General features: G+C 42.0%; 22 protein-coding genes and 1 tRNA gene. 5 read left to right on the top strand and 18 right to left on the bottom strand.

Features of this window, described 5'->3' with window-relative positions; genetic code table 11:
* Positions 1-122: 122 nt before the first annotated feature.
* A complete protein-coding gene (gene asnS, locus ACFPIK_RS09700; protein WP_377914667.1) occupies positions 123-1,574 on the top strand; it encodes an asparagine--tRNA ligase in 1,452 nt (483 codons plus the stop codon).
* A 35-nt stretch (positions 1,575-1,609) separates the two neighbouring features.
* Here the strand turns inward: asnS and ACFPIK_RS09695 are convergent, their stop codons facing one another.
* The 15 genes from ACFPIK_RS09695 to ACFPIK_RS09625 form a co-directional block, all read right to left on the bottom strand.
* Positions 1,610-2,797, bottom strand: a complete 1,188-nt coding sequence (locus ACFPIK_RS09695; protein WP_377914665.1) for an MFS transporter — start codon at positions 2,795-2,797, stop codon at positions 1,610-1,612.
* A gap of 67 nt (positions 2,798-2,864) precedes the next feature.
* The gene (locus ACFPIK_RS09690; protein ID WP_377914663.1) at positions 2,865-4,334 is read right to left on the bottom strand and encodes an NAD(P)H-hydrate dehydratase; all 1,470 of its coding nucleotides are present in this window, start codon (positions 4,332-4,334) and stop codon (positions 2,865-2,867) included.
* Positions 4,327-5,652 carry an MFS transporter gene (locus ACFPIK_RS09685; protein ID WP_377914661.1) on the bottom strand — a complete coding sequence of 442 codons (1,326 nt, stop codon included), beginning with the start codon at positions 5,650-5,652 and terminating at the stop codon, positions 4,327-4,329. Before ACFPIK_RS09685 ends, ACFPIK_RS09690 begins: the two co-directional genes overlap by 8 nt.
* A gap of 60 nt (positions 5,653-5,712) precedes the next feature.
* Complete coding sequence (locus ACFPIK_RS09680; RefSeq protein ID WP_377914659.1) at positions 5,713-6,174, bottom strand: ExbD/TolR family protein; 462 nt, start codon at positions 6,172-6,174, stop codon at positions 5,713-5,715.
* Between the two features lies 1 nt (position 6,175).
* On the bottom strand, positions 6,176-6,811 hold the full coding sequence (locus ACFPIK_RS09675; protein WP_377914657.1) for an ExbD/TolR family protein: 636 nt from the start codon (positions 6,809-6,811) through the stop codon (positions 6,176-6,178).
* Between the two features lies 1 nt (position 6,812).
* Positions 6,813-7,142, bottom strand: a complete 330-nt coding sequence (locus ACFPIK_RS09670) for a hypothetical protein (protein WP_377914655.1) — start codon at positions 7,140-7,142, stop codon at positions 6,813-6,815.
* A 56-nt stretch (positions 7,143-7,198) separates the two neighbouring features.
* Positions 7,199-8,002: a MotA/TolQ/ExbB proton channel family protein gene (locus ACFPIK_RS09665; protein ID WP_377914653.1), complete on the bottom strand. Its 804-nt coding sequence runs from the start codon at positions 8,000-8,002 to the stop codon at positions 7,199-7,201.
* A gap of 498 nt (positions 8,003-8,500) precedes the next feature.
* A tRNA-Ser gene (locus tag ACFPIK_RS09660) sits at positions 8,501-8,588 on the bottom strand.
* Between the two features lie 91 nt (positions 8,589-8,679).
* Positions 8,680-9,747, bottom strand: coding sequence for an asparaginase (locus tag ACFPIK_RS09655; RefSeq protein WP_377914651.1), 1,068 nt, complete (start codon positions 9,745-9,747; stop codon positions 8,680-8,682).
* Complete coding sequence (locus tag ACFPIK_RS09650; protein ID WP_377914649.1) at positions 9,744-10,520, bottom strand: TatD family hydrolase; 777 nt, start codon at positions 10,518-10,520, stop codon at positions 9,744-9,746. Before ACFPIK_RS09650 ends, ACFPIK_RS09655 begins: the two co-directional genes overlap by 4 nt.
* Entirely contained in the window at positions 10,517-11,626 is a 1,110-nt protein-coding gene (locus ACFPIK_RS09645) for a glycosyltransferase (RefSeq protein ID WP_377914647.1), read from the bottom strand. Before ACFPIK_RS09645 ends, ACFPIK_RS09650 begins: the two co-directional genes overlap by 4 nt.
* Positions 11,623-12,249, bottom strand: a complete 627-nt coding sequence (locus ACFPIK_RS09640; protein WP_377914645.1) for a polysaccharide deacetylase family protein — start codon at positions 12,247-12,249, stop codon at positions 11,623-11,625. The genes ACFPIK_RS09645 and ACFPIK_RS09640 overlap by 4 nt, the downstream gene beginning before the upstream one ends.
* A 2-nt stretch (positions 12,250-12,251) precedes the next feature.
* Positions 12,252-13,463, bottom strand: coding sequence for a PP2C family protein-serine/threonine phosphatase (locus tag ACFPIK_RS09635; RefSeq protein WP_377914643.1), 1,212 nt, complete (start codon positions 13,461-13,463; stop codon positions 12,252-12,254).
* A 3-nt stretch (positions 13,464-13,466) separates the two neighbouring features.
* Positions 13,467-13,718 (bottom strand): hypothetical protein, encoded by a 252-nt coding sequence (locus ACFPIK_RS09630; RefSeq protein ID WP_377914641.1) that lies wholly within the window; start codon positions 13,716-13,718, stop codon positions 13,467-13,469.
* Between the two features lie 18 nt (positions 13,719-13,736).
* A complete protein-coding gene (locus ACFPIK_RS09625) occupies positions 13,737-14,855 on the bottom strand; it encodes a glycosyltransferase (RefSeq protein ID WP_377914639.1) in 1,119 nt (372 codons plus the stop codon).
* 21 nt (positions 14,856-14,876) lie between these two features.
* On the opposite strand from ACFPIK_RS09625, the gene ruvC reads away from it, so the two are divergent.
* The gene (gene ruvC / locus ACFPIK_RS09620; RefSeq protein ID WP_377914638.1) at positions 14,877-15,452 is read left to right on the top strand and encodes a crossover junction endodeoxyribonuclease RuvC; all 576 of its coding nucleotides are present in this window, start codon (positions 14,877-14,879) and stop codon (positions 15,450-15,452) included.
* A 26-nt stretch (positions 15,453-15,478) separates the two neighbouring features.
* On the opposite strand, the gene ACFPIK_RS09615 is transcribed toward ruvC, so the two are convergent.
* Positions 15,479-16,036 carry a porin family protein gene (locus ACFPIK_RS09615; protein ID WP_377914636.1) on the bottom strand — a complete coding sequence of 186 codons (558 nt, stop codon included), beginning with the start codon at positions 16,034-16,036 and terminating at the stop codon, positions 15,479-15,481.
* Positions 16,037-16,116: 80 nt separating this feature from the next.
* Between ACFPIK_RS09615 and ACFPIK_RS09610 the strand changes: the two genes are divergently transcribed.
* The 3 genes from ACFPIK_RS09610 (at position 16,117) to ACFPIK_RS09600 (ending at position 19,175) form a co-directional block, all read left to right on the top strand.
* The gene (locus ACFPIK_RS09610) at positions 16,117-16,680 is read left to right on the top strand and encodes a Crp/Fnr family transcriptional regulator (protein ID WP_377914634.1); all 564 of its coding nucleotides are present in this window, start codon (positions 16,117-16,119) and stop codon (positions 16,678-16,680) included.
* A 78-nt stretch (positions 16,681-16,758) separates the two neighbouring features.
* Complete coding sequence (locus ACFPIK_RS09605; protein ID WP_377914632.1) at positions 16,759-18,066, top strand: parallel beta-helix domain-containing protein; 1,308 nt, start codon at positions 16,759-16,761, stop codon at positions 18,064-18,066.
* On the top strand, positions 18,063-19,175 hold the full coding sequence (locus tag ACFPIK_RS09600) for an SO2930 family diheme c-type cytochrome (RefSeq protein ID WP_377914630.1): 1,113 nt from the start codon (positions 18,063-18,065) through the stop codon (positions 19,173-19,175). Before ACFPIK_RS09605 ends, ACFPIK_RS09600 begins: the two co-directional genes overlap by 4 nt.
* Before the next feature lie 3 nt (positions 19,176-19,178).
* On the opposite strand, the gene ACFPIK_RS09595 is transcribed toward ACFPIK_RS09600, so the two are convergent.
* Together ACFPIK_RS09595 and ACFPIK_RS09590 are read right to left on the bottom strand one after the other, a co-directional pair.
* Positions 19,179-19,616, bottom strand: coding sequence for a GNAT family N-acetyltransferase (locus ACFPIK_RS09595; RefSeq protein WP_377914628.1), 438 nt, complete (start codon positions 19,614-19,616; stop codon positions 19,179-19,181).
* A gap of 62 nt (positions 19,617-19,678) precedes the next feature.
* Entirely contained in the window at positions 19,679-20,428 is a 750-nt protein-coding gene (locus ACFPIK_RS09590) for a succinate dehydrogenase/fumarate reductase iron-sulfur subunit (protein ID WP_377914626.1), read from the bottom strand.
* Positions 20,429-20,446 lie beyond the last annotated feature (18 nt).

The following is a 20,446-nucleotide window of genomic DNA, read 5'->3' as shown; positions in this document are numbered from 1 at the left end:
TAAAACCACCTTTCCAAATTTAGGAAAAAGAGCCAATCTTTTGATAAAAAGCTTATTTAATCGTTTTTTTGCATTCCATTTAAATTCGGCAGGAAACGAGTTTTTCCTATAAAAAATCAATCATGGCATTCAATAAGCGGGTCAAAATCAAAACCATCCTCGAGCAAAATCTGATCGGTCAGGAAATCACCCTCATGGGTTGGGTAAGAACCAAAAGAAGTAACAAAAATGTGTCCTTCATCGCTCTGAATGATGGTTCGATTATTACCAATTACCAGGTAGTAGCCGATCCTACGTTGATTTCGGAAGAAGTATTGAAAAAGTGCAGCACAGGAGCCTGTCTGAAAATCACAGGTACGGTAGTTGAATCGCAGGGATCAGGTCAGACTTCTGAGATAAATGCCAAATCCATCGAAGTACTTGGTGAAGCTGATCCCGAAAAATACCCTTTACAGCCGAAAAAGCACTCTTTGGAATTTCTCCGTGAGATTGCTCATCTACGAATGAGGACCAATACTTTCGGAGCAGTATTCCGCGTGAGACATGCCCTTGCTTTTGCCGTGCACAAATACTTCAATGACAAAGGCTTTTTCTATATCCATACACCAATCATTACGGCTTCTGATGCTGAAGGTGCTGGTGAAACTTTTAAAGTAACCACCTTGGATTTGAATAAAATCCCTAGAACAGAGGAAGGCAAGATTGATTTCAAGCAGGATTTCTTCGAAAGAGAGACCAACTTGACTGTATCCGGACAGCTGGAAGGAGAATTGGCAGCCATGGCCTTGTCTGAGATATACACCTTTGGTCCTACTTTCCGTGCAGAAAATTCAAACACTACCAGACACCTGGCTGAGTTCTGGATGATCGAGCCTGAGATGGCGTTTTACGATGCTGAAGACAACCAAAATCTGGCTGAAGATTTCCTCAAATACATCATCAGCTACGCTTTGGAGCATTGTGCGGAAGACCTGAAATTTTTGGATCAGCGTGCCCAGGAAGAGGAAAATGCAAAACCTGCTGATCAGCGTGCCGAGATGGGACTATTGGACAAATTAAAGTTTGTCGTAGAAAATGACTTTGTCAGATTGACTTATACCGAGGCCATCGACATCTTGAGAAACTCCAATCATAACAAGAAAAAGAAATTTCAATACCTGATCGAATCGTGGGGCGCTGATCTTCAATCTGAGCACGAGCGCTACCTCGTTGAAAAACATTTCAAAAAGCCAGTAATCCTAACTGACTATCCTAAGGACATCAAAGCATTCTACATGCGTCAAAATGAGGATGGCAAGACAGTAGCTGCGATGGACATTCTTTTCCCAGGCATTGGAGAGATCGTAGGAGGATCACAGAGAGAAGAAAGGCTCGATCGTCTTACCCAAAGGATGCAGGAAATGCATATTCCTGAGACGGAACTTTGGTGGTACTTGGATACTCGAAGGTTTGGAGCCACACCTCATGCAGGCTTTGGCTTGGGCTTCGAACGGATGGTTCAGTTTGTCACCGGAATGGGCAACATTAGGGACGTTATTGCTTTCCCAAGAACCCCAGGAAATGCGGAATTCTAAAGAAATTATCCCCGGCAAAAAAGTCGGGGATTTTTTTAGCTAACCACTTTTACCCTTTTGGCAAGGGGGATACAGAGGATACTGAAGAAAATCGCCAAATACCCTACCCAGTTAAAATTGGTGAGCTGACCTGAGGTGCTTTCCCCAATAATCAATCCGGCAATTAAAGAAGCAAAGCCTGCTGCAAGTTGTTGAACAGCAGAATTAAAACTCAAAAAACTACCTCGGTTTTCAGGATTTGCTGTACCAGTGATGATCGCAGCAGCTGGGACATATCGGCCATTCGAAGTAACAAAAAACAGGGTAGTCACCATGAGTACCAAGATGACAGGAGTTACTCCTAAGTGGGTGATGATTGCTATTGGAATGAGGTTGAGCACCATGAAAATGGTGAAGATCTTTAACTTCCCGTGCTTATCAGCAAGTTTGCCTACCCAAGGAGAGGTGAAAATGGTAAATGCTCCTCCAGCGATATACACATAAGTCAATTGCATCTCGGTAAATCCCACGTTAGCCACATTGTAAGGACTCAAAAAAGGAATAATCATGAACTGTCCAAACATCATCATGATGGAAAGCGTGATGGCTTTCATCTGATTGCTATTACTCGTCACTCGGGTAATTACCTCAAAAGGATGAGGACGTTTGATTTCTTTTCCCAAATGATCGGTGATGGAAGGGATAAACCTGAAAATCATTCCCAAACTCACGACCGATAAAAGAGAAAGAATGTAAAACGGAGTATGCCAGTCTGACAAACTAGCCAAAAACAAGCCTAAAGGCACCCCCATGACAGAGGCAAATGAAAACGCAGACATTACCAATCCCATGGCCCTCCCTCTTCGTTCATCAGGAATCACATCCCCGATTATTGCCAAAATAAGAGCTGAAGTAAGTCCTCCAAAAATACCTGACACTACTCTGGCCAATAATAGAATGGGGTAATTGGGAGAAAGTGCACAGCCAAGAGTCCCTATCGTAAAACCAACATATACCCAAAGCAAAATCTTTTTTCGGTCAAATCGATCCAAAACAAAGGCTCCAAAAAAACTGGAAGCGCCTGCGCTGAATGTATAGGAAGACACCAACAAACTAAATTCACTCGGACCTATTTCAAAAAGTCTCATCAGCTGCGGGCCAAGAGGCATTAAAATCATAAAATCAACAATGTGGATAAAATTGATAGCCGCTAGGGTCCACAGAAGTACTTTTTCTTTATTCATCTTGAAAATAACATTGCCAATCTCTCTTCCTCTAGTTGGAAAAGTAAATTGGCTTCAAAGATAAGCCTTATTCGACTCCCAACTTTTTAAATGATGCTGGAATTTGGTCAATAAGATCCGAGGCAATCATCGACCTCACTTTTTCCATTCCAGCTAGTTCTCCTGCAAGTCCATGTTGGAATACTCCACAAATCATCGCGGCTTCGGGAGAATAGCCCTGACCCAAAAATGAGGTTAACATTCCCGTCAACACATCCCCAACTCCTGCAGTAGCCATGTGCCGGCAGCCTGATGAATTAAAAATCTGTCTCCCGTCAGAGAGACAAATTACAGTATTGGCACCCTTTAATACCAAGTTTAATTGATGACTTACACAAAAGTCCTGTGCAAATTTCAATCGATCAATATGGGATTCAAAATTACCAAATAGCCTTTCAAACTCTCCCAAATGAGGAGTCAGGATACTTCCTTTCGGAATTTTGGCAAACAAATACGGATTTCTGGCGAGTATCGTCAAGGCATCCGCATCTAACACCACAGGATAAGGAAAGTTATCAAAAACCCTTTCTAACAAAACCAATTTGTCCAAACCCAAACCAGGTCCGATACCTATGGAATCATAAGCAGAAAAGTTAATCTCGGAATCATAAAAAACCGCCATCGCCTCAGGGACACTTGAGTGAATAGAACATCTTTCGTCTTCTGGAACAAGGCATGTCACCAAGCCAGAACCAGTCCTCAGCGCTGATTTTGTGGCGAGCATAGCAGCTCCCATTTTTCCTTTACTGCCTGCTACCAACAGAACCTTTCCAAAATCTCCCTTATGAGAGAAGCGATGAAACGTTTTGTGAAAAGCACAAAGATCAATCTCTCTCAGAAAAAAGAAATAAGAATTGAACTGCTCATAAATACTATCCGGAATCCCGATATCCAACACCACCATTTCTCCTGAATACTTTGCATGTTCAGGAAATAAAAGGGATAGTTTAGGAAAGGCAAACGTAACAGTGATATCAGCTTGAACACATTCCCAAAGACAAGACGTGTCAGCAGGAAGTCCACTTGGCAAATCAACAGCTATTTTCTTTCCTGGGAATGAATTGATTTTTGATACAATATTCTTAGCCTGATGACGTAATTCTCCTCTTATCCCTACACCTAAAAATGAATCAATAACACAATCAAAATCTTCTTTTTGGAATTCCTTCCAACTTGAGTTCAAAACACCAAAGGGAATCAATTCGAAATTTTTCTGGCAATCAGAACTCAATCCTGAATTAGACTCAAAACAAGAAAACAAATGAATAGAATAACCATGTTTGTGTAATAGCCTCCCGATTGCTAGGCCATCTCCTCCATTGTTGCCTGGCCCAAAGAAAATCGCAACCCTCGAACTTTTGGACATGGCTTGATTAGTAAACCAATTCACAAAAGAAAGGGCAGCTCTTTCCATCAGTTCAAAACTGCTTATCCTTTGATGGACAACTGTTAATTCATCAAGGGTAGCAACTTCTGATCCTTTGATTATCCTAAGCATGTTCGGGGATTTCTTGAGCAGAAAAGTAATTTCTTGGAATAGATACCAGAATCAAAAATCCCAATCCAACTAAAAAAAACACTCCAAGAGATACAGCAGAATTACGCATACTACCTGTCCATTGCTCTATTACACCGTAGGTAAAAGTTCCCAAAACTATGGCAATCTTTTCTGTAACATCAAAGAAACTAAAGTAAGAAGCATTCTCAGTGGTAGATTGAGGAATCAGTTTGGAATAGGTAGAACGAGAAAGAGACTGGATTCCACCCATAACCATACCCACCACAAAAGCTAATGCATAAAATTGATATACCGTATAAACATAATATGCAGCGCCACAAATGCCAATCCAAATGACCACCATAATCATTAGGCTTATCTTATTTCCAAATTTCTTGGAGATAAAAGCAAATAAAAAACTACCTCCAATAGCCACAAACTGAATGATTAATACCGTGAGTATCAGCTGATCACCGGGCAATCCAAGTTCCTTATCCCCAAATGAAGCAGCCAAATACATCACGGTCTGCACTCCCATCGAGTAAAAAAAGAAAGCTGCTAGGTATTTGTTCAATATAGGCATACTTCTAACCCTACTAAAAACAGCTTGGATCTCACGATAACCTTTCAAGAAGATATTTTCGCTACCAGACTCTTTCCTATAACCTGTTGGAAGGTTCCTAAAAGTAATTTGAGAAAATCCGGCCCACCAAAGCCCAACAAGAAGAAAAGAGAAACGAGCAGGAAAACTACCCCCAGAAAAACCGAACAACTCAGGAAATTGAATTGTAATCAAGTTGAAAACAAGAAGAATAACGCTTCCAATATAACCTAAAGCAAATCCCCTTGCACTTAAAAAATCGTATTCCTCTTCAGTGGCTATTTCCGGTAGGTAGGCATTGTAAAACACGATACTTCCTGCATAGCCGATACTAGCTAATACACTACATAAAATTCCAAACTCAAGATTAGATGCATCGAAAAAGAACAGACCCATACAGGAAATCGAACCGAGATAGGCAAAAAACTTCATGAAAGAAAGCTTCTTACCCGAAGCATCAGCTATACCTGAAAGAAGCGGAGAAATTAATGCAATAACGAAATATGAGAAAGATATGGAATAGGAGTACAACACCGTATTGACTACTTCCAAACCAAAAAAGTCCACCCGATCAGAACCATCCGAACCTTTGGTGACACTATTGTAATAAACAGGGAAAATTGTAGAAGTAATAACCAAGCTGTAAACTGAATTTGCCCAATCATACATAGCCCAAGCGTTTTGGACCTTTTTCTTTTTATTATTTGATGGCTTCATGGTATTAAAATAAAAAAAGCCATCCTAAAAAGGATGGCTTTGAAATTTTCATATCAACTTTTATTCTGGAAGCTTTGTGGTAGAAGCGTAAAGTACACGTCTAGCATCCGCATTTCTTAATTCAGTCTGAACGTCAGAAACTGGACCCATCTTCACTTCCTTATCTACTTTCATAGATATTGTGATTAATCCTCTATCGGCTTCAGCAAGCATATCTCTTTCTTGGTTTACCCACTGAACAATGTCAGAAGTATTTATCAATACATCATTTGCTTGAATTCTAGGTTCAGAACCATACAAACTTGTATTCTTAGGCTTACCTAAAAACAGATATGAAATCAAGGTTTTGTTTTGAAGCTTCTGTAGCTGAGTTGCCTGTGGAATCTTTTGTTCCACTAGAAGATCTTGCTCTCTCAAAACCGTCGTAACCATGAAGAAGAACAATAGCATGAATACGATATCAGGAAGAGAGGCTGTAGATACAGCAGGCGTAACTCTTTCTTTATTCTTAAACTTTGACATATTAATTCCCTCCTATTTTATTAGGTTCTGCAACTGAAATAGCCATTGGAATTCCTGCTTTTCCTTTGTCTTGAAGAGCTTTGGAAGCTTCATCATCGCCGGTAAGAGCTCTGTATTCATCAGCAGTTAGACCTACACGCTCTCCATAGATTTCAAAGTATGCTTTTTTGGCAGCATCAAAAACCTCCAAGTAAAGCTCATAGCTTGTTCCTCTATCTGTCTTAATAGAGACAACTGCCTCTTTAGGATGATCAGAAGATTCTGGCCTTCTTAGTGCTTGAGACTGCAGTGAAGCAGGCAGAGAATTAAACAAAGCTACCGCATCTTCATTAGGAGCACCAAAGTTCAAAATGAATTCTTTAATGTCCTTATCAAGATTCTCAGTGGTTCTTCTGTACTCACCCTCTACAAGAAGGTCATTATTCGCATTGATAAGAATAGCGAAAATGTTTCTTTCATTTACTTTAATGTCTGGGGGAGGCACATTTGGATCCAACTTCGGAGGTAAGATATTCAGGATACCCTTATCCGAAGCAATGGTGGTCGTCACGAGGAAGAAGATCAACAACAGGAAGGCGATATCCGCCATCGAACCTGCATTAATCTCATTACTCATTCTGTTTTTACCTTTTGCCATTTTACTTAGAAGCTTTAAATAATTCTGAAACTACTATTGAAAGTATAGTAATCAATGACAAAGCATAAGTTGCTATTAACAATCCACCGATGGTTTGAGACATTCCTGGTGTCAAGTTAAATGGAGCGCCTTCATATTTTGGAGCAACTTCATTACCAGAAATTGAATAAGCGATGAAGAACAAAACCACCAGCCCGATAATACCAACTGCTGATTTCACCAACCCTTTAGGATCGTCCAAAGATTTCAGCAAAGGCAATATTATCGACAAAGCAGCGCCTAGTATGGCTAATCCATAAGAGACGTAAAGCATGATATCGTAAGTATCCATATTTCAAAGGTTTTTAAAATCTTAAATTATTGAGAAGTAGAAAGTTTGACGGAAAATTACTTTCCGGTCAACTTGTGCTTCACTAAGACATCAACCAATGAGATGGATGCATCTTCCATATCATTTACCAAAGAATCAATTTTAGATACTAGGTAGTTGTAGAAAACTTGAAGAATAATCGCAACGATCAAACCAGCAACCGTAGTCAAAAGGGCGATTTTAATACCACCTGCTACAATTGAAGGAGAGATATCACCTGCTGCCTCGATAGTATCGAAGGCGAAAATCATACCGATTACAGTACCCATGAAACCCAACATTGGAGCAAGAGAGATGAAAAGAGAGATCCAGATCAAACCTTTCTCTAATCTACCCATTTCAACAGAACCGTAGGAAATGATGGACTTTTCAACCATGTCAATACCTTCAGAATATCTCATTAGACCTTGAGTGAAGATAGAAGCAACTGGGCCTTTTGTGTTTCTTGTAATTTCTTTAGCAGCTTCAACTCCACCAGACGCAAGCGCATCTTCGATTTTAGTCAAAAGCTTCTTAGAGTTGGTAGTTGCAAGGTTCAAGGTGATGATTCTTTCCAATGCAATTGCAAGACCCAAAATCAAACAAAGCAATACTGGAGTCATGTAGATCGGATCACCTTCAATAAACTTCTCCTTTAGAATTTGGTGAAAGCTTTGCTCCTCAGCGACGATTTCGTCGTCAACAACTGTGGGCGATGAAGTTTCTACTGCTGGTGTTGCTTCAGTGGCAGCAGCAGAGTCTGCAGAAGCATCTTGTGCGTTAGCGAAAACAGGAACAAACATGATACCTGCAAGCATGAACAAAGCGATTAACTTTCTCATAATGTGTTTTTTAAATAGACTTTTGATAAAGGTTAAATGGTTTCCAGATTAAATCGAGGCTTTAAAGTTATGATTTTTTAATTTCAAAAAACAAGGGCTTCTTTTTACTTTTTTGAAAGAATCCTCTGTTTAAAGTGAATTAGAGGCAATTTTTACACGAATGGATTGAAATTCAATTTCCTTATCAAAGCAAAAACGCACACCAATCATTTTATTGAAACCTAGATATTTTTTAAACCTATTGAATTTCAATTAGAAATAAAAATTAAAAAAATTTAAGGCTTGAATTAATATCATTTACCCTAATCAGAGTAAGAAAATCAAATTCCGATTCTCAAATTTTCCAACCTTTGAAAATTAAAAAAATTAGGGCCTCTCTTAAGGAATGAATTTCTCTTGAAGTATTCGAACATTCCTTGAAAAACGAAAGTGATTAATTCACCAAAATCCCTTTGAAATAAAAAAGCCAACCTTATTTCTAAAGTTGGCTATTTAAAGCAGAGAGGAAGGGATTCGAACCCTCGATACCCTTTTGAGGTATACACACTTTCCAGGCGTGCTCCTTCAACCACTCGGACACCTCTCTGTATGGTTGATTGATCCCTTTTCTGAATCGGAGTGCAAAGAAAATTATTATTCCCTCCGTTTCCAAATCACATTCGGAAATTTCGGAATTATCAAGCAGTAATCTCACCCGAAATAGACTGGGTTAGCTTCAAACAAATCTCTTCCCGAGTAAAATTCTGACCCAGCAGAAACATAAGTTTAGTCACAGCCGCTTCTGTGGTCATATCTGCACCACTTACCACCCCTACTGCCAGCAGTTCCTTACTGGTCTCATACCTTCCTTGAATCACCCGACCACCATTACATTGGGACACATTAAGAATAATCAATCCTTTTTTAATTGCCTTTTCCAAGGATTTCATGAACCAAGCTTCAGACGGACTGTTTCCTGATCCATACGTCTCCAAAACAACACCACGCAATCCGTCAATCGCAAAACATGCATCCATGATTTTGTCTGTAATGCCCGGGAAAAGCTTTAAAATCATTACCCTATTGTCCAGACTGTTTAGATTAATCAGCTTACGATTAGGCTCATAGGGACGGATTGCGTTTGTATTGTAATCAATCACTATACCTGCCTCAGCCAAAATCGGGTAATTCTCTGACTCAAATGCATCAAAATGGATGCTTTGAACTTTCTTTGATCTATTTCCCCTCAACAGCATGTGGTTGAAAAAAATGCAAACCTCAGGAACAATTGGCCTTCCATTGATTTTTGCAGTGGCAATTTCCAAGGATGTCATCAGATTTTCCCTAGCATCCGACCGCATCGCAGAGATAGGCAACTGGGCTCCGGTAAAAATCACTGGCTTATTCAGACCATTCAGCATATAGCTCAACATGGAAGCCGAATAAGCCATGGTGTCTGTACCATGCAGCACAACAAATCCATCGTAGCTGTCATAGTTTTCATAAATAATATATGCCATGTCTTTCCAGTGGCGCATGGTCACATTGGAAGAGTCAATAGGTTCTGGAAATGAAATCACCGTGATGGCAATATTCATATTGGACAGAATCGGAATTTTTTCCAAAATCTGACCAAAATTGAAGGGAACCAGCGCGCCGGAATCATCATAAGCCATTCCCAAAGTACCACCCGTGTAAATGATCAGCACTGAGGTGGATTTGCTGGTTTTGAGACCTGTGTTTAATCTTACAATTTTATAATTCATCTGCTGATCTCCTTAAATAAATTGAGTGCATTGGCGGTGGTGACCTCAGCGACTTTTTCCAGGGAAGTTTCCTTCAAATCCCCGACTCGTTTAGCAATCTCAGGCAAATAGGCTGGTGTATTTCTCTTGCCCCGATGAGGAACAGGCGCTAAATAGGGCGCATCAGTCTCAAGTACCAAGTTCTCCAAACCAATATAAGGAATCACCTGATCCAAACCGCCATTTTTGTAGGTTACCACTCCTCCGATCCCCAACAAAAAGCCCATTTGAATGATTCGATTAGCCTGATCCAGAGTACCTGTAAAACAATGAAAGATCCCCCTCAGCTTTCCATCATGAGCTTTTTCAATCAATTCGATGGTCTGATCGATTGACTCTCGGCAATGAAGCACGATAGGGAGTTCTTTTTCAATTGCCCAACCTACCTGTATTCTAAGTGCTTCTTTTTGAATTTCAAAAGTGGTTTTGTCCCAATACAAATCAGTACCGATTTCTCCTACAGCAGCAAATTCTCTTTTATTGAGCCACTCTTCCATTACCTTAAGCTGCCGCTCAAAATCTTCCTTGACATCGCAAGGATGCAATCCCATCATCGGTACACAAAGGTTGCCGTATCTGCTTTCGCTGTCGAGCATCCGATCAATTGTCTCCACATCTACATTGGGCATGTAGATTCTTGACACGCCAGCTGCTCGGATTTCTTCTATCACCTGATCCCGATCTGAGTCAAACTTGGCAGAGTAAATATGGGCGTGGGTATCAATCAGATTCATGGGTATTTTCTCGCTTTCCATTGGATTTGGACAGGCCAAAAGTAATAAAGAATAGTCAGGGAAAGGGCCAAGATCTGGTAAAAATCAAAGATTACTAGTGCAGGGACCCTCAGCTTCTGATTGGTGTAGGATGCTATTTTATGTAAAAAAAGACTTTGATAAATAACCTTTACAACCCAAAGTCCTAGTCCAAAGGAAGGCATCAGGATGAGTAAAACCCCGATTAACGGATAAAAAAGAAATTGAAAACCCAAGAGAAATTTCCATCCTACAGATAAAGACATCACCCCGTGCATCCAGCGTTTTCGCTGGAGCAGGAGATCTCTCCAAGTAGCTTCTGCTTTGGTGGTAATCAACATCCTGGGACTAACTTGGTGAACCTGACGAAAACCGGATCTAATCACAACACGGGAAATTTCCAAATCCTCAGTCAGTGAAAAAGGAAGCGATTCAAAGCCTCCGCTTTTTATATACGCCTCTTTCCTAATAACCATATTGTTACCAAGTCCTGTGGTCGAAAATCCCAAGTCAGTCACAACTTTGACAATGCCAAGCGTATTCCACCAATCCAACTCCTGCATTACCCCGAAGAGATTCTGACTCCTTACTTGAGTAATACCTATCACCAACCCAACCCCTTGATCAAAACAGGAAATACCTTCCTTAATCCAAGTCGAGGGCACCTCACAATCGGCATCTGTAAAGAAAAAAAACTCCCCTTGAGCTTCTTTGGCCAGAATTGCAAGTGCATTGGCTTTTCCATTGGGATGAAAAAACCCGGTCTGCGAGGGTAAAACAGTGATGATTTTTCGGTTTTGAGAGTGACCTGCCCAAGTGCTCAAAAGCTCAGGCGTAGTGTCCTCGCTCTGATCATCGGCGATCAAAATCTGCAGTTTTTCGGTGGGATAATCCAATCGATCTAGGCTATCCAATAGCCTTGGCAAATCTTTTTCTTCATTCCGGACAGCTATCAGGATAGAAACACTGGGTAAGAGTCCCTGTGATTCCTTACTATGATCTTTCCAGTTTTTCTTTGCTAAAATCCACAGTAACATGTATTGTACTGCAAGTAGTAAAGGAAGAAAAAGTAAAATCCAACTACTCATAGAATCCCGGTTTTAAAACCTTCCCCTTCCAAAAAGTCAAGGTATCCGGGGAGAATCTTCTGAAGATGTCCGTCAGTTTTTTGCTGATCGTGAAAGACGATGATACAAGCCTCGGAAGTCTTTCTTATGGAGTCGTTCAGCACCACTCGAGGAGAAATAGACCGGTCATAATCTCCTGTCAACAAAGTCCACATCACGATTTCCTTTTCCTTTTGAAGAGCTTTTACTTGCCAAGGACTCATCATCCCATAGGGAGGACGAAATAGTGGGGTTCTCAATTCCAATTTTTCTTCAAAAATCTGATCGCATGCTTTGACATTTTCAAAATATGACTTTGTAGAGGCCTTCAACCCATGCAAATGATGAAAAGTATGATTCCCTATCTGATGACCTGCTTGCAACACCTCTTGTGCAAGGGAGACATGCTTCCTCACATTGTCTCCGACCATGAAAAAAGTAGCCTGCTGACCTCTTTTGGCCAATTCATCCAAAACAAAATCTGTGATCCCGGGCACAGGACCATCATCAAACGTCAAATAAACTTGCCTAATTCCTCCAGCTCCCTCCCATATTCTCTGGGGGAAAAACCGTTGCACCCACTTTGGAACCCGATGAGGCTTCATGGTCAGTCAAACCTTAGACTTAGCAGGGTCAAATCATCCCTTAGTGGGATACTTTTAGAAAACTCCCCCATTAGGTTCATAAATTCCTGATGAAAATCCTCGGGGTTAATCCCTGAATGATCATTCACAAAAGTCCGGAACCGATCCTCGCCAAACTCTTCTTCCTCTGGATTCATAGACTCTGTCAGGCCATCGGTGTAGAGGTGAATGGTAAACTTCTGGAGATTCTCTCTTTTTCCTATTTCCAAAAAAGGCAATTCTTCAAAAGCTCCCAATATTGTGGTTCCTGCTTCCAAAAGTTCTGTCTGACCTTCTGGTTCTCTGCACAATATAGGAGGATTGTGTCCAGCATTGACAAAGCGAAGTTGGCGCGTCTGAAAATCATACTCACCCAGAAAAAAAGTGATAAACCGTTCCCCTTTGGTATTATCAAATAGCGTGTAATTCAGCTGCCGCACCATGGTCTCAAAATCCGCGTCGCTTCGGAGTAGTGTTCTCAATGCTGCCTGGAAATTGGACATCAATAAGGCGGCCGAGATCCCTTTTCCGGAAACGTCCGCGATGCAGAAATATACCTTGTCCTTTGTTTTTTGAATCAAATCGTAGTAATCACCTCCCACCATACTGTGAGGAAAATAAGTCACCTTGGCCTTTAGCCGATCAGAATCAGGCAATACCGCAGGGAAAAGCATGTGCTGAACTTGAGATGCGATTTCCACCTCTCGCTTTAACACCTCTTGCTCAAGTTGTCTTCTGGCAAATCGCTTGTTTTCCAATGCCACGACCAGAATATTGGCTAAAGCTTGGGTAAAGTTTAGGTCTAGCTCAACTGCCGCAGATTTTCTTTTCAGAAAAAGGATGGCAAGCATCTGATCTTTATGATAGACCGGAAGGTAGGTTTCCAGCTCTTCAAAGGAATACCCCTCTGCGAGCTGAATGGATAACTTACCTGATTCTTTATCATCCAGCACCCACGAGGCAGGCAAAGCTGAAGGAGTCTTGGCTTTCACGCCATGAGAAATTCTCCTTTCGTAGTTTCCGTCTTTGGAGACATATAAAATGAGTGCTTTGATCTCCAAATGAACCAGACAGGTGAACTTGAAAATAGTAATCAATACTGCCTCAGGCTGATTCTCATTGATTGCTTGGGTAATCTCAAGCAAGGCTTTGAGTTCGAGTTCTTTTCGTTGAAATTTATAGTTATCCTGAGCCACAGCTTATAATGTATTGTGAGCCATTAGTCCCTTTTTGGTAGCCAGAAAATAGAGCTCTTTTCCCTCCTTAAAAATATCCACCTGATCAAACCGCTCCTCGTCCGGGCCAGAAAGACATTTTATCATTGCTTTTTTGTACAAAGAAGTCAAAGTTTCCATCAGAACCACATCCTCCCAACCCAGCGATTCCTGCAAATAGCCGAACCCCTGTACAAAATACAATTCGTCTAAAAGATCAAATTCTAGGTCACTCATAGCTTGTCATTCGATGGCCTAAATTACGGATTCTTCTTGGGATCGCCCTTTCCATTTTACTTTAATAAAAAGCGTGCCCAAGCCCACCCAAATCACATAGAAGGGGTGAATCAAACTCGTCGCAAAGTAATCTGCCAAACTTGCCTTTGACCCCAACCCTTCTCCTACTCTTCCAAGACTTAGGTGCTCAGCAAAAGCTTTTAGCAACCAGATTGCTCCAAAGAAAAATAACCCATCCCAATCCCATGCTAAAAAAATCATACTGGCAACCCAAATCAACTGAACCAAAAACGTCAAAACTGCAGCAAACCCATGTGAGATAGATCTGTGAGCTTTCCATTTTCCCGACCAGCGGATGCGTTGTCTAAGCAAGTCAGTCCAACTTAACTGAGGCGTCGTGTAGACCAATGCTTCTCGGACAGGCAGGTAAATACAACTGTTAGCGCCAAAGTATTTGACGATTTTTTTCAGTAAAAACTCGTCATCGCCTGAGAGAATATGTTCATTCCCATCATACCCTCCAACTTCCAAAAAGGCTTGTTTCCGAAAGGCCAAATTTGCTCCACTGCACATCAAGGGTTGCTTTCTAAAAAAATAGAACTGGGTCATCAGGAGAATACTGTACCATTCGATTTGCTGGAATTTTTGTAAAAATCCACCTTTTGTCGCTTTGGCAAGCACAGGTCCCGCCACCAACTGCACGTTAGGATCAGAAAAAGCCGAAGCCATTTTCATTGGCCAAGCCTCAGGAAATTCACAATCCGCGTCTGAGGTGAGAATAATTTCGCCTTGAGCTAAAGAAATCCCATGGCTTAAGGCTGCTTTCTTTCCGAATCCAAGACTTTTTACCAACCGGACTCCAACCATCTCTCTAAAATGAGCAGAGGCCAGCTGCCAAGAATCGTCTTCACTCTGATCGTCAACCAGTAAAACTTCCAGATGATCAGAAGCAATCTTCGCTATTTCAGAGGCAAGTTTTGGGATATTCCGACTTTCATTTCTAAAAGGAATCACCAAGGTAATGAGTCGGTCACGATACTGCGAAGGTTGAAAAAAGTGGTTTCTTGGCCATTTTTGAGCCAGCCAAAGATGCAATGCCAAGTAACCCAAACACCAAAAGAGGTAAAAACCAATCATCTTTTAACCTAACTTGTAGCCGTGAGTAAAGAAGAACAAAAAGCCCCGAAAGAAAAAATCATCCTAGGCATCGACCCGGGTACCACCGTTATGGGATATGGTTTGATTTTGACAGAAGGAAAGAAGTACAAAATCCTCCAGTACGGAGTCATTCACCTCAAAAAATACGAAACCCACGAGCTGAAGCTGAAAAAGATTTTTGAACGGATCAGTGGAATACTTGATGAATTTGCGCCTGATTCGGTGGCGTTGGAAGCGCCTTTCTACGGTGCCAACGTGCAATCCATGCTCAAGCTCGGCAGGGCACAAGGGGTAGCCATGGCGGCTGCGCTTTCCAAAGAAATCCCGATCACCGAATATTCTCCCAAAAAAGTAAAGCAGTCAGTAACCGGTAATGGCAATGCCTCCAAAGAGCAGGTGGCGGCTATGCTTCAAACCCTCTTGGGCATCACCGAACTCCCAAAACTATTGGATGCTACGGATGCGTTGGCGGTAGCGCTCTGCCATCACTTTCACGAAGGAAGAGTTCAGACACGAGGAAGAAATGAAGGATGGAAATCCTTTATCGAAGAAAATCCCGATCGCATTAAAAAGTAAAATCCCGACTTTCGCCGGGATTTTTTTCAATTTCCTAAGGTGTAGCCTAGAGATAGTTTGAGTACTCGGTTACTCACATCCGTGTTGAAATAATTGAGTGAGGAAAGCCCCAAATCATAACTCGCCTGCAGATTAAGACCTGCTGCTACTTTTAATCCAAGCCCTACTACAGCGCCGAGTTCATAGCCACGGACAGGTTCCAAACTGGTACTGTTAGTATTGCCGATGGTGTAATCTCTGGAAACCAACACCGATGCTTGGGGACCGGCGAAGACATTCAGGGAAGGAATCAAACTCAATCTCACCAAGACAGGGATATCGATGTAGCCTAATTTTTCGGTAACATCCCCTCCTCCAAGAGCAGTAGTGGAATATCCTTTTCCAGAATACTGAATTCCCGGCTCAACAGACACTAAGTCTGTGGCAGTTTTGACCAAATAATATCCTCCGACGTGAAAACCGGTCATAGAACTGAAATCAGAATTTGAAAAATTTGCTGAATTCAAACCTGCCCTGATTCCAAATTGTGCATGCGCAGCCACCGTAAATCCCAAAAGAAAGATTGCCAATACTATTTTTCTCATTCTAGCTTATGTTTAATTTTCTCTAAAACTAACGCATGAATCGCTAAATACTGATTCAATCCTGCATATTTATAGCTACCATGAGTTCATTTGCAGAGGCATTTAATCAATTTCCCTTTTTGGATGAAGATTCCAAGAATGCCTTTTTGGAAAAAATTCAATTTCAAACCTATCAAAAAGGTGAGCTCTTGGAAGAGGCAGGGAAGCCCTGTCGCTACCTTCATTATTTGGTAGAAGGCTCAGCTAGAAGCTTTTACCTGAAGGAAAACAAGGATGTGACAGTCTCTTTCTCACTCCCAAAAGAATTCATTACCTCCATGCATTCCTTCATCACTCAAAAACCCTCCAATGAGAGCATCGAGGCATTGGAAAAAACAACCACTGGAAAAATCAGCCAAACCGATCTTTGGAGCCTTTTTGACAGTCATCCCAACATAGAAAGAACTTATCGGATGATTTTGGAGCGATATTTCATTGCTTTAGAGGAACAGCTGATTTTTTCAAAATTCAAATCTGCACGGGAGCGGTACTTAGAGCTCTTCGAAACTCGACCCAAAATCATCCAAAAAGCATCCGTGGGACAGATTGCCTCCTACCTTGACATGAGCATCGAAACGCTGAGTAGAATCCGTGGGAAAATTTGATTTTTTGACATTTCTCAAAGCAATTGATTGCTGCATAGGATACTTTTGGATAAAACCCCTCCCAACCTGCACTTCAACATGAGAAAATCTGCTTTTTACTTACTGATATCCTTTGGGATTTTGGCCTGTGGCACCCAAACCACAGAGAGGTCATTCGACAGCACCCTCCTGACCAAAGCGAGCCCTGAGCAAGTCGAGCAAGTCGTGGAAGCTTTTATTTTGGCAGAAGATTCGAGCACTATAGAAATCCCAGAAGGATTTTACGAACTCAATACCCAATTGATTTTGGATAATAAAAGTGCCATCACGATCAAAGGCGCAGGAATGGACAAGACGGTACTTTCCTTCCGAAACCTTAAATCAGGAGGTGAAGGGGTGAAAATCGTGGGTAATCAAATCACCATTCAAGATCTATCCATCGAAGATGCTCCGGGTGACGGCATCAAAGCCCAACATACCGACGGCATCACCTTTCGGAGGGTCAATGTCACTTGGACTAACGGGGACAAATCCAAAAATGGAACCTACGCCATCTATCCCGTGCAATGCAAAAATGTGATGATCGATGAATGCATTTCCTCCCACTCGAAAGATGCCGGTATTTACGTGGGACAATCTGAAAATATCGTGGTCAAAAATTCGCTGGCCTTTGGAAATGTGGCCGGAATCGAAATCGAAAACTCTGACAATGCCGAAGTCTTTGGTAACACCGCCCGCGACAATGCAGGTGGAATTTTGGTATTCAACCTTCCGGGATTACCAAAATCTGACGGAAAAGGCACGAAAATTTACGACAACGACATCATCGATAATAATCATAAAAATTTCGCAGTGCCTATCGGGGAAGATCCGAATGGAAATACTGTAACGATGATTCCGCCGGGTTCCGGAATCGTGCTTCTTGCTGCCAAAGAGGTAGAAATCTACAACAATCGGATCCTGAGAAACAAAACTTATGGCGTTGCCATCGCTAGCTATCAGGTAACCGGTTTTCCGGCAGAAGCACCCAATTGGTCACCTTACACGACGGACATCTATGTACACGACAATCACTATGAGCGCAAGTCCTTTTCAATCCCTGACTTTACCAGAGAAATGGGGCAATTGGTCACCGTACACAATGCCCATGGAATCCTCAAAACTCAAGACATCATCTATGACGGCATTTGGGACAAGTCAGTAAGTGAAAAGATAGAGTCCAACCCCATGAGAATCTGTATTCAAGAATCAGGAATGGAAAATCTCCGTTTCACCCGGTTTTACCTCATGGATGGGGAAGAAAACATCCAATCATTCAAGGACCATGAACTTTTTCAAAACTGCAAAGTGAATGTGCAGACAGACATCTCCGGAATCGCCTTGCTTAATTCTTTTCCAAAAAAATGAATACATCAGCCCTGACTTTGAGAGACCTTCTTTTGGCTTCGCTGGTAAGCATTTCCATGTTGGGTGCTTGCCAATCCGAAAAAGCTGAAGAGCAAACCGATCAGTCGAAAACGGGACAGCGCGCCTTGGCCCCAGAGGAAGCTACAGGTCAATATCCCTATCGAAGATTATCGACTTATGGGTTTTTCGTGGGCGAAATGGCCATGCTTTCTCCTTCGGAAAAATTGATCCCCTATCAACCAGCCTCTTCTTTGTTTACGGATTATGCGTTGAAATCTCGATTTGTCATGATTCCAGATAGCGCAAAAGCGCACTTGGTTGACGATGACATGTCACTTCCGGTAGGATCCATTCTGGTGAAGAATTTTTACTATCCGGAAGATTTCAGAACCCCTGAAGGAAAAAGAAGAATTATCGAAACACGACTGATGATCCATGAGGAAAAAGGATGGCAAGCCTATCCCTACATTTGGAATGAGGAACAAACCGATGCGGTTTTGAAAATCGTGGGCGGAGAAACTGAAGTCAGATTCATTGACAAAAACGGGCAGGACCAAGTAATCAATTACTTGGTGCCCAATAAAAATCAATGCAAAAGCTGTCACAACAAAAACGAGGTCTTAGCTCCAATTGGAATCCAACCCAAGCACCTGAACAATGACCTGAAGTACGAGTCCGGGAAAGAAAACCAATTGGCTCATTGGACCAAAATGGGCAAATTGGAGGGGTTCACGGGAAAGGATAACCATCCATCCCTCATCAACTATGAGGATCAAAGTCAAGCCTTGGATGACCGAGCGATGGCTTACCTCGATATCAACTGCTCCCACTGTCACCGGGCTGAAGGTCCTGCCAGTACATCTGGTCTTTTTCTGACTTTTGACCAAAAAGATCCTCTCAAGCTTGGAATCAACAAAACACCCGTAGCGGCTGGAAAAGGCTCAGGAAAATTCAAATTTGACATCGTTCCGGGCCATGGAGATCAATCGATTTTGACTTATCGGATGAATTCCACTGAAGTAGGAATTGCCATGCCGGAGATCGGCAGAACTACAATTCATGCCGAGGGGGTGGAATTGATTAAAGAATGGATCAATCAGATGAACTGAGTCTCAATCACGAGACAATCTCATTTCCAGATATTTATTTGAAAAACCAAACTCCTCATAAAGCTTTTTGGCTGGATTCTGCGGTTCAACGTGAAGTGCGATAGAACCATGGGTTTGGGACAAAAGATATTGAAGCATTTGCTTTCCAAGTCCTCTGCCTCTCTTGTCCTTCTTCACGGCAAAGTATACCAGAATATGCTCTGGAATATAACCCGACATACCGGTATGATTGAGAACCAAGGCTCCATCCAACCCTCCCGCATCGCTCGCCAAGATCACCAATCCACCCGAACCTTTCGAATTCATGGCATAATCCAGACATTTAAGCACATCGCTTGTCGAGTCTCCAAATTCTCCGAGTTGCTCCACCAAAAAGTCGGCGATTTGTTCTTTTTGAAGTAGGGACAAAGGAAAATGTGGGGTGAAGGTTTGAAATTCCATCCCCGAATAAACAAAAAAAGACAGGCTTTCACCTGTCTTTTTGTATGAGAAGTTATTGGAAATTACACGTTTTCGCTGCTTACCACGGCAGAGAAATATTCTCTGTTCATACGGGCAATATTGGTAATGGAAATTCCCTTTGGACATTCCGCCTCGCAAGCACCGGTATTGGTACAAGCACCGAAACCTTCCGCATCCATCTGGGCGACCATCTTTTCCGCTCTGGTTTTCCGTTCTACCTGACCCTGTGGAAGGAGCGCCAACTGAGAGATTTTAGCAGAGGTGAAAAGCATAGCAGAAGCATTTTTACAAGCTGCCACGCAAGCCCCGCAGCCGATACATTGCGCCGCATCCATGGCCAAATCTGCAACTGTCTTTGGAATCGGAATCTCGTTGGCATCCGGCACACCACCTGTATTGACAGAGACATAACCACCCGCTTGGATGATTCGGTCAAATGCCGAACGGTTTACTACCAAGTCTTTTACCACAGGGAAAGCCTTCGCTCTCCATGGTTCGATGGTGATGGTCTCCCCGTCATTGAACGAACGCATGTGCAACTGACAAGTCGTCGTCTGTAGCGGACCGTGTGGCTTACCATTTATATAGAGTGAGCACATTCCGCAGATACCTTCGCGGCAATCGTGGTCAAAGTGAACAGGATCTTCTCCCTTTTCAGTCAATTGGTCATTCAACACGTCCAGCATCTCAAGAAAGGACATGTCTTTGGAAACATGGTCCACCGGATAGGTTGCAAAGCCACCTTTTTCGGATGAATTTTTCTGTCTCCAGATTTTTAAAGTCAATTTCATATAGAAGTATGAATTATT

Source organism: Algoriphagus aquatilis, from assembly GCF_042657405.1.
Classification (GTDB): Bacteria; Bacteroidota; Bacteroidia; order Cytophagales; family Cyclobacteriaceae; genus Algoriphagus; species Algoriphagus aquatilis.
This window is presented reverse-complemented; position numbering and strand designations above follow the sequence as displayed.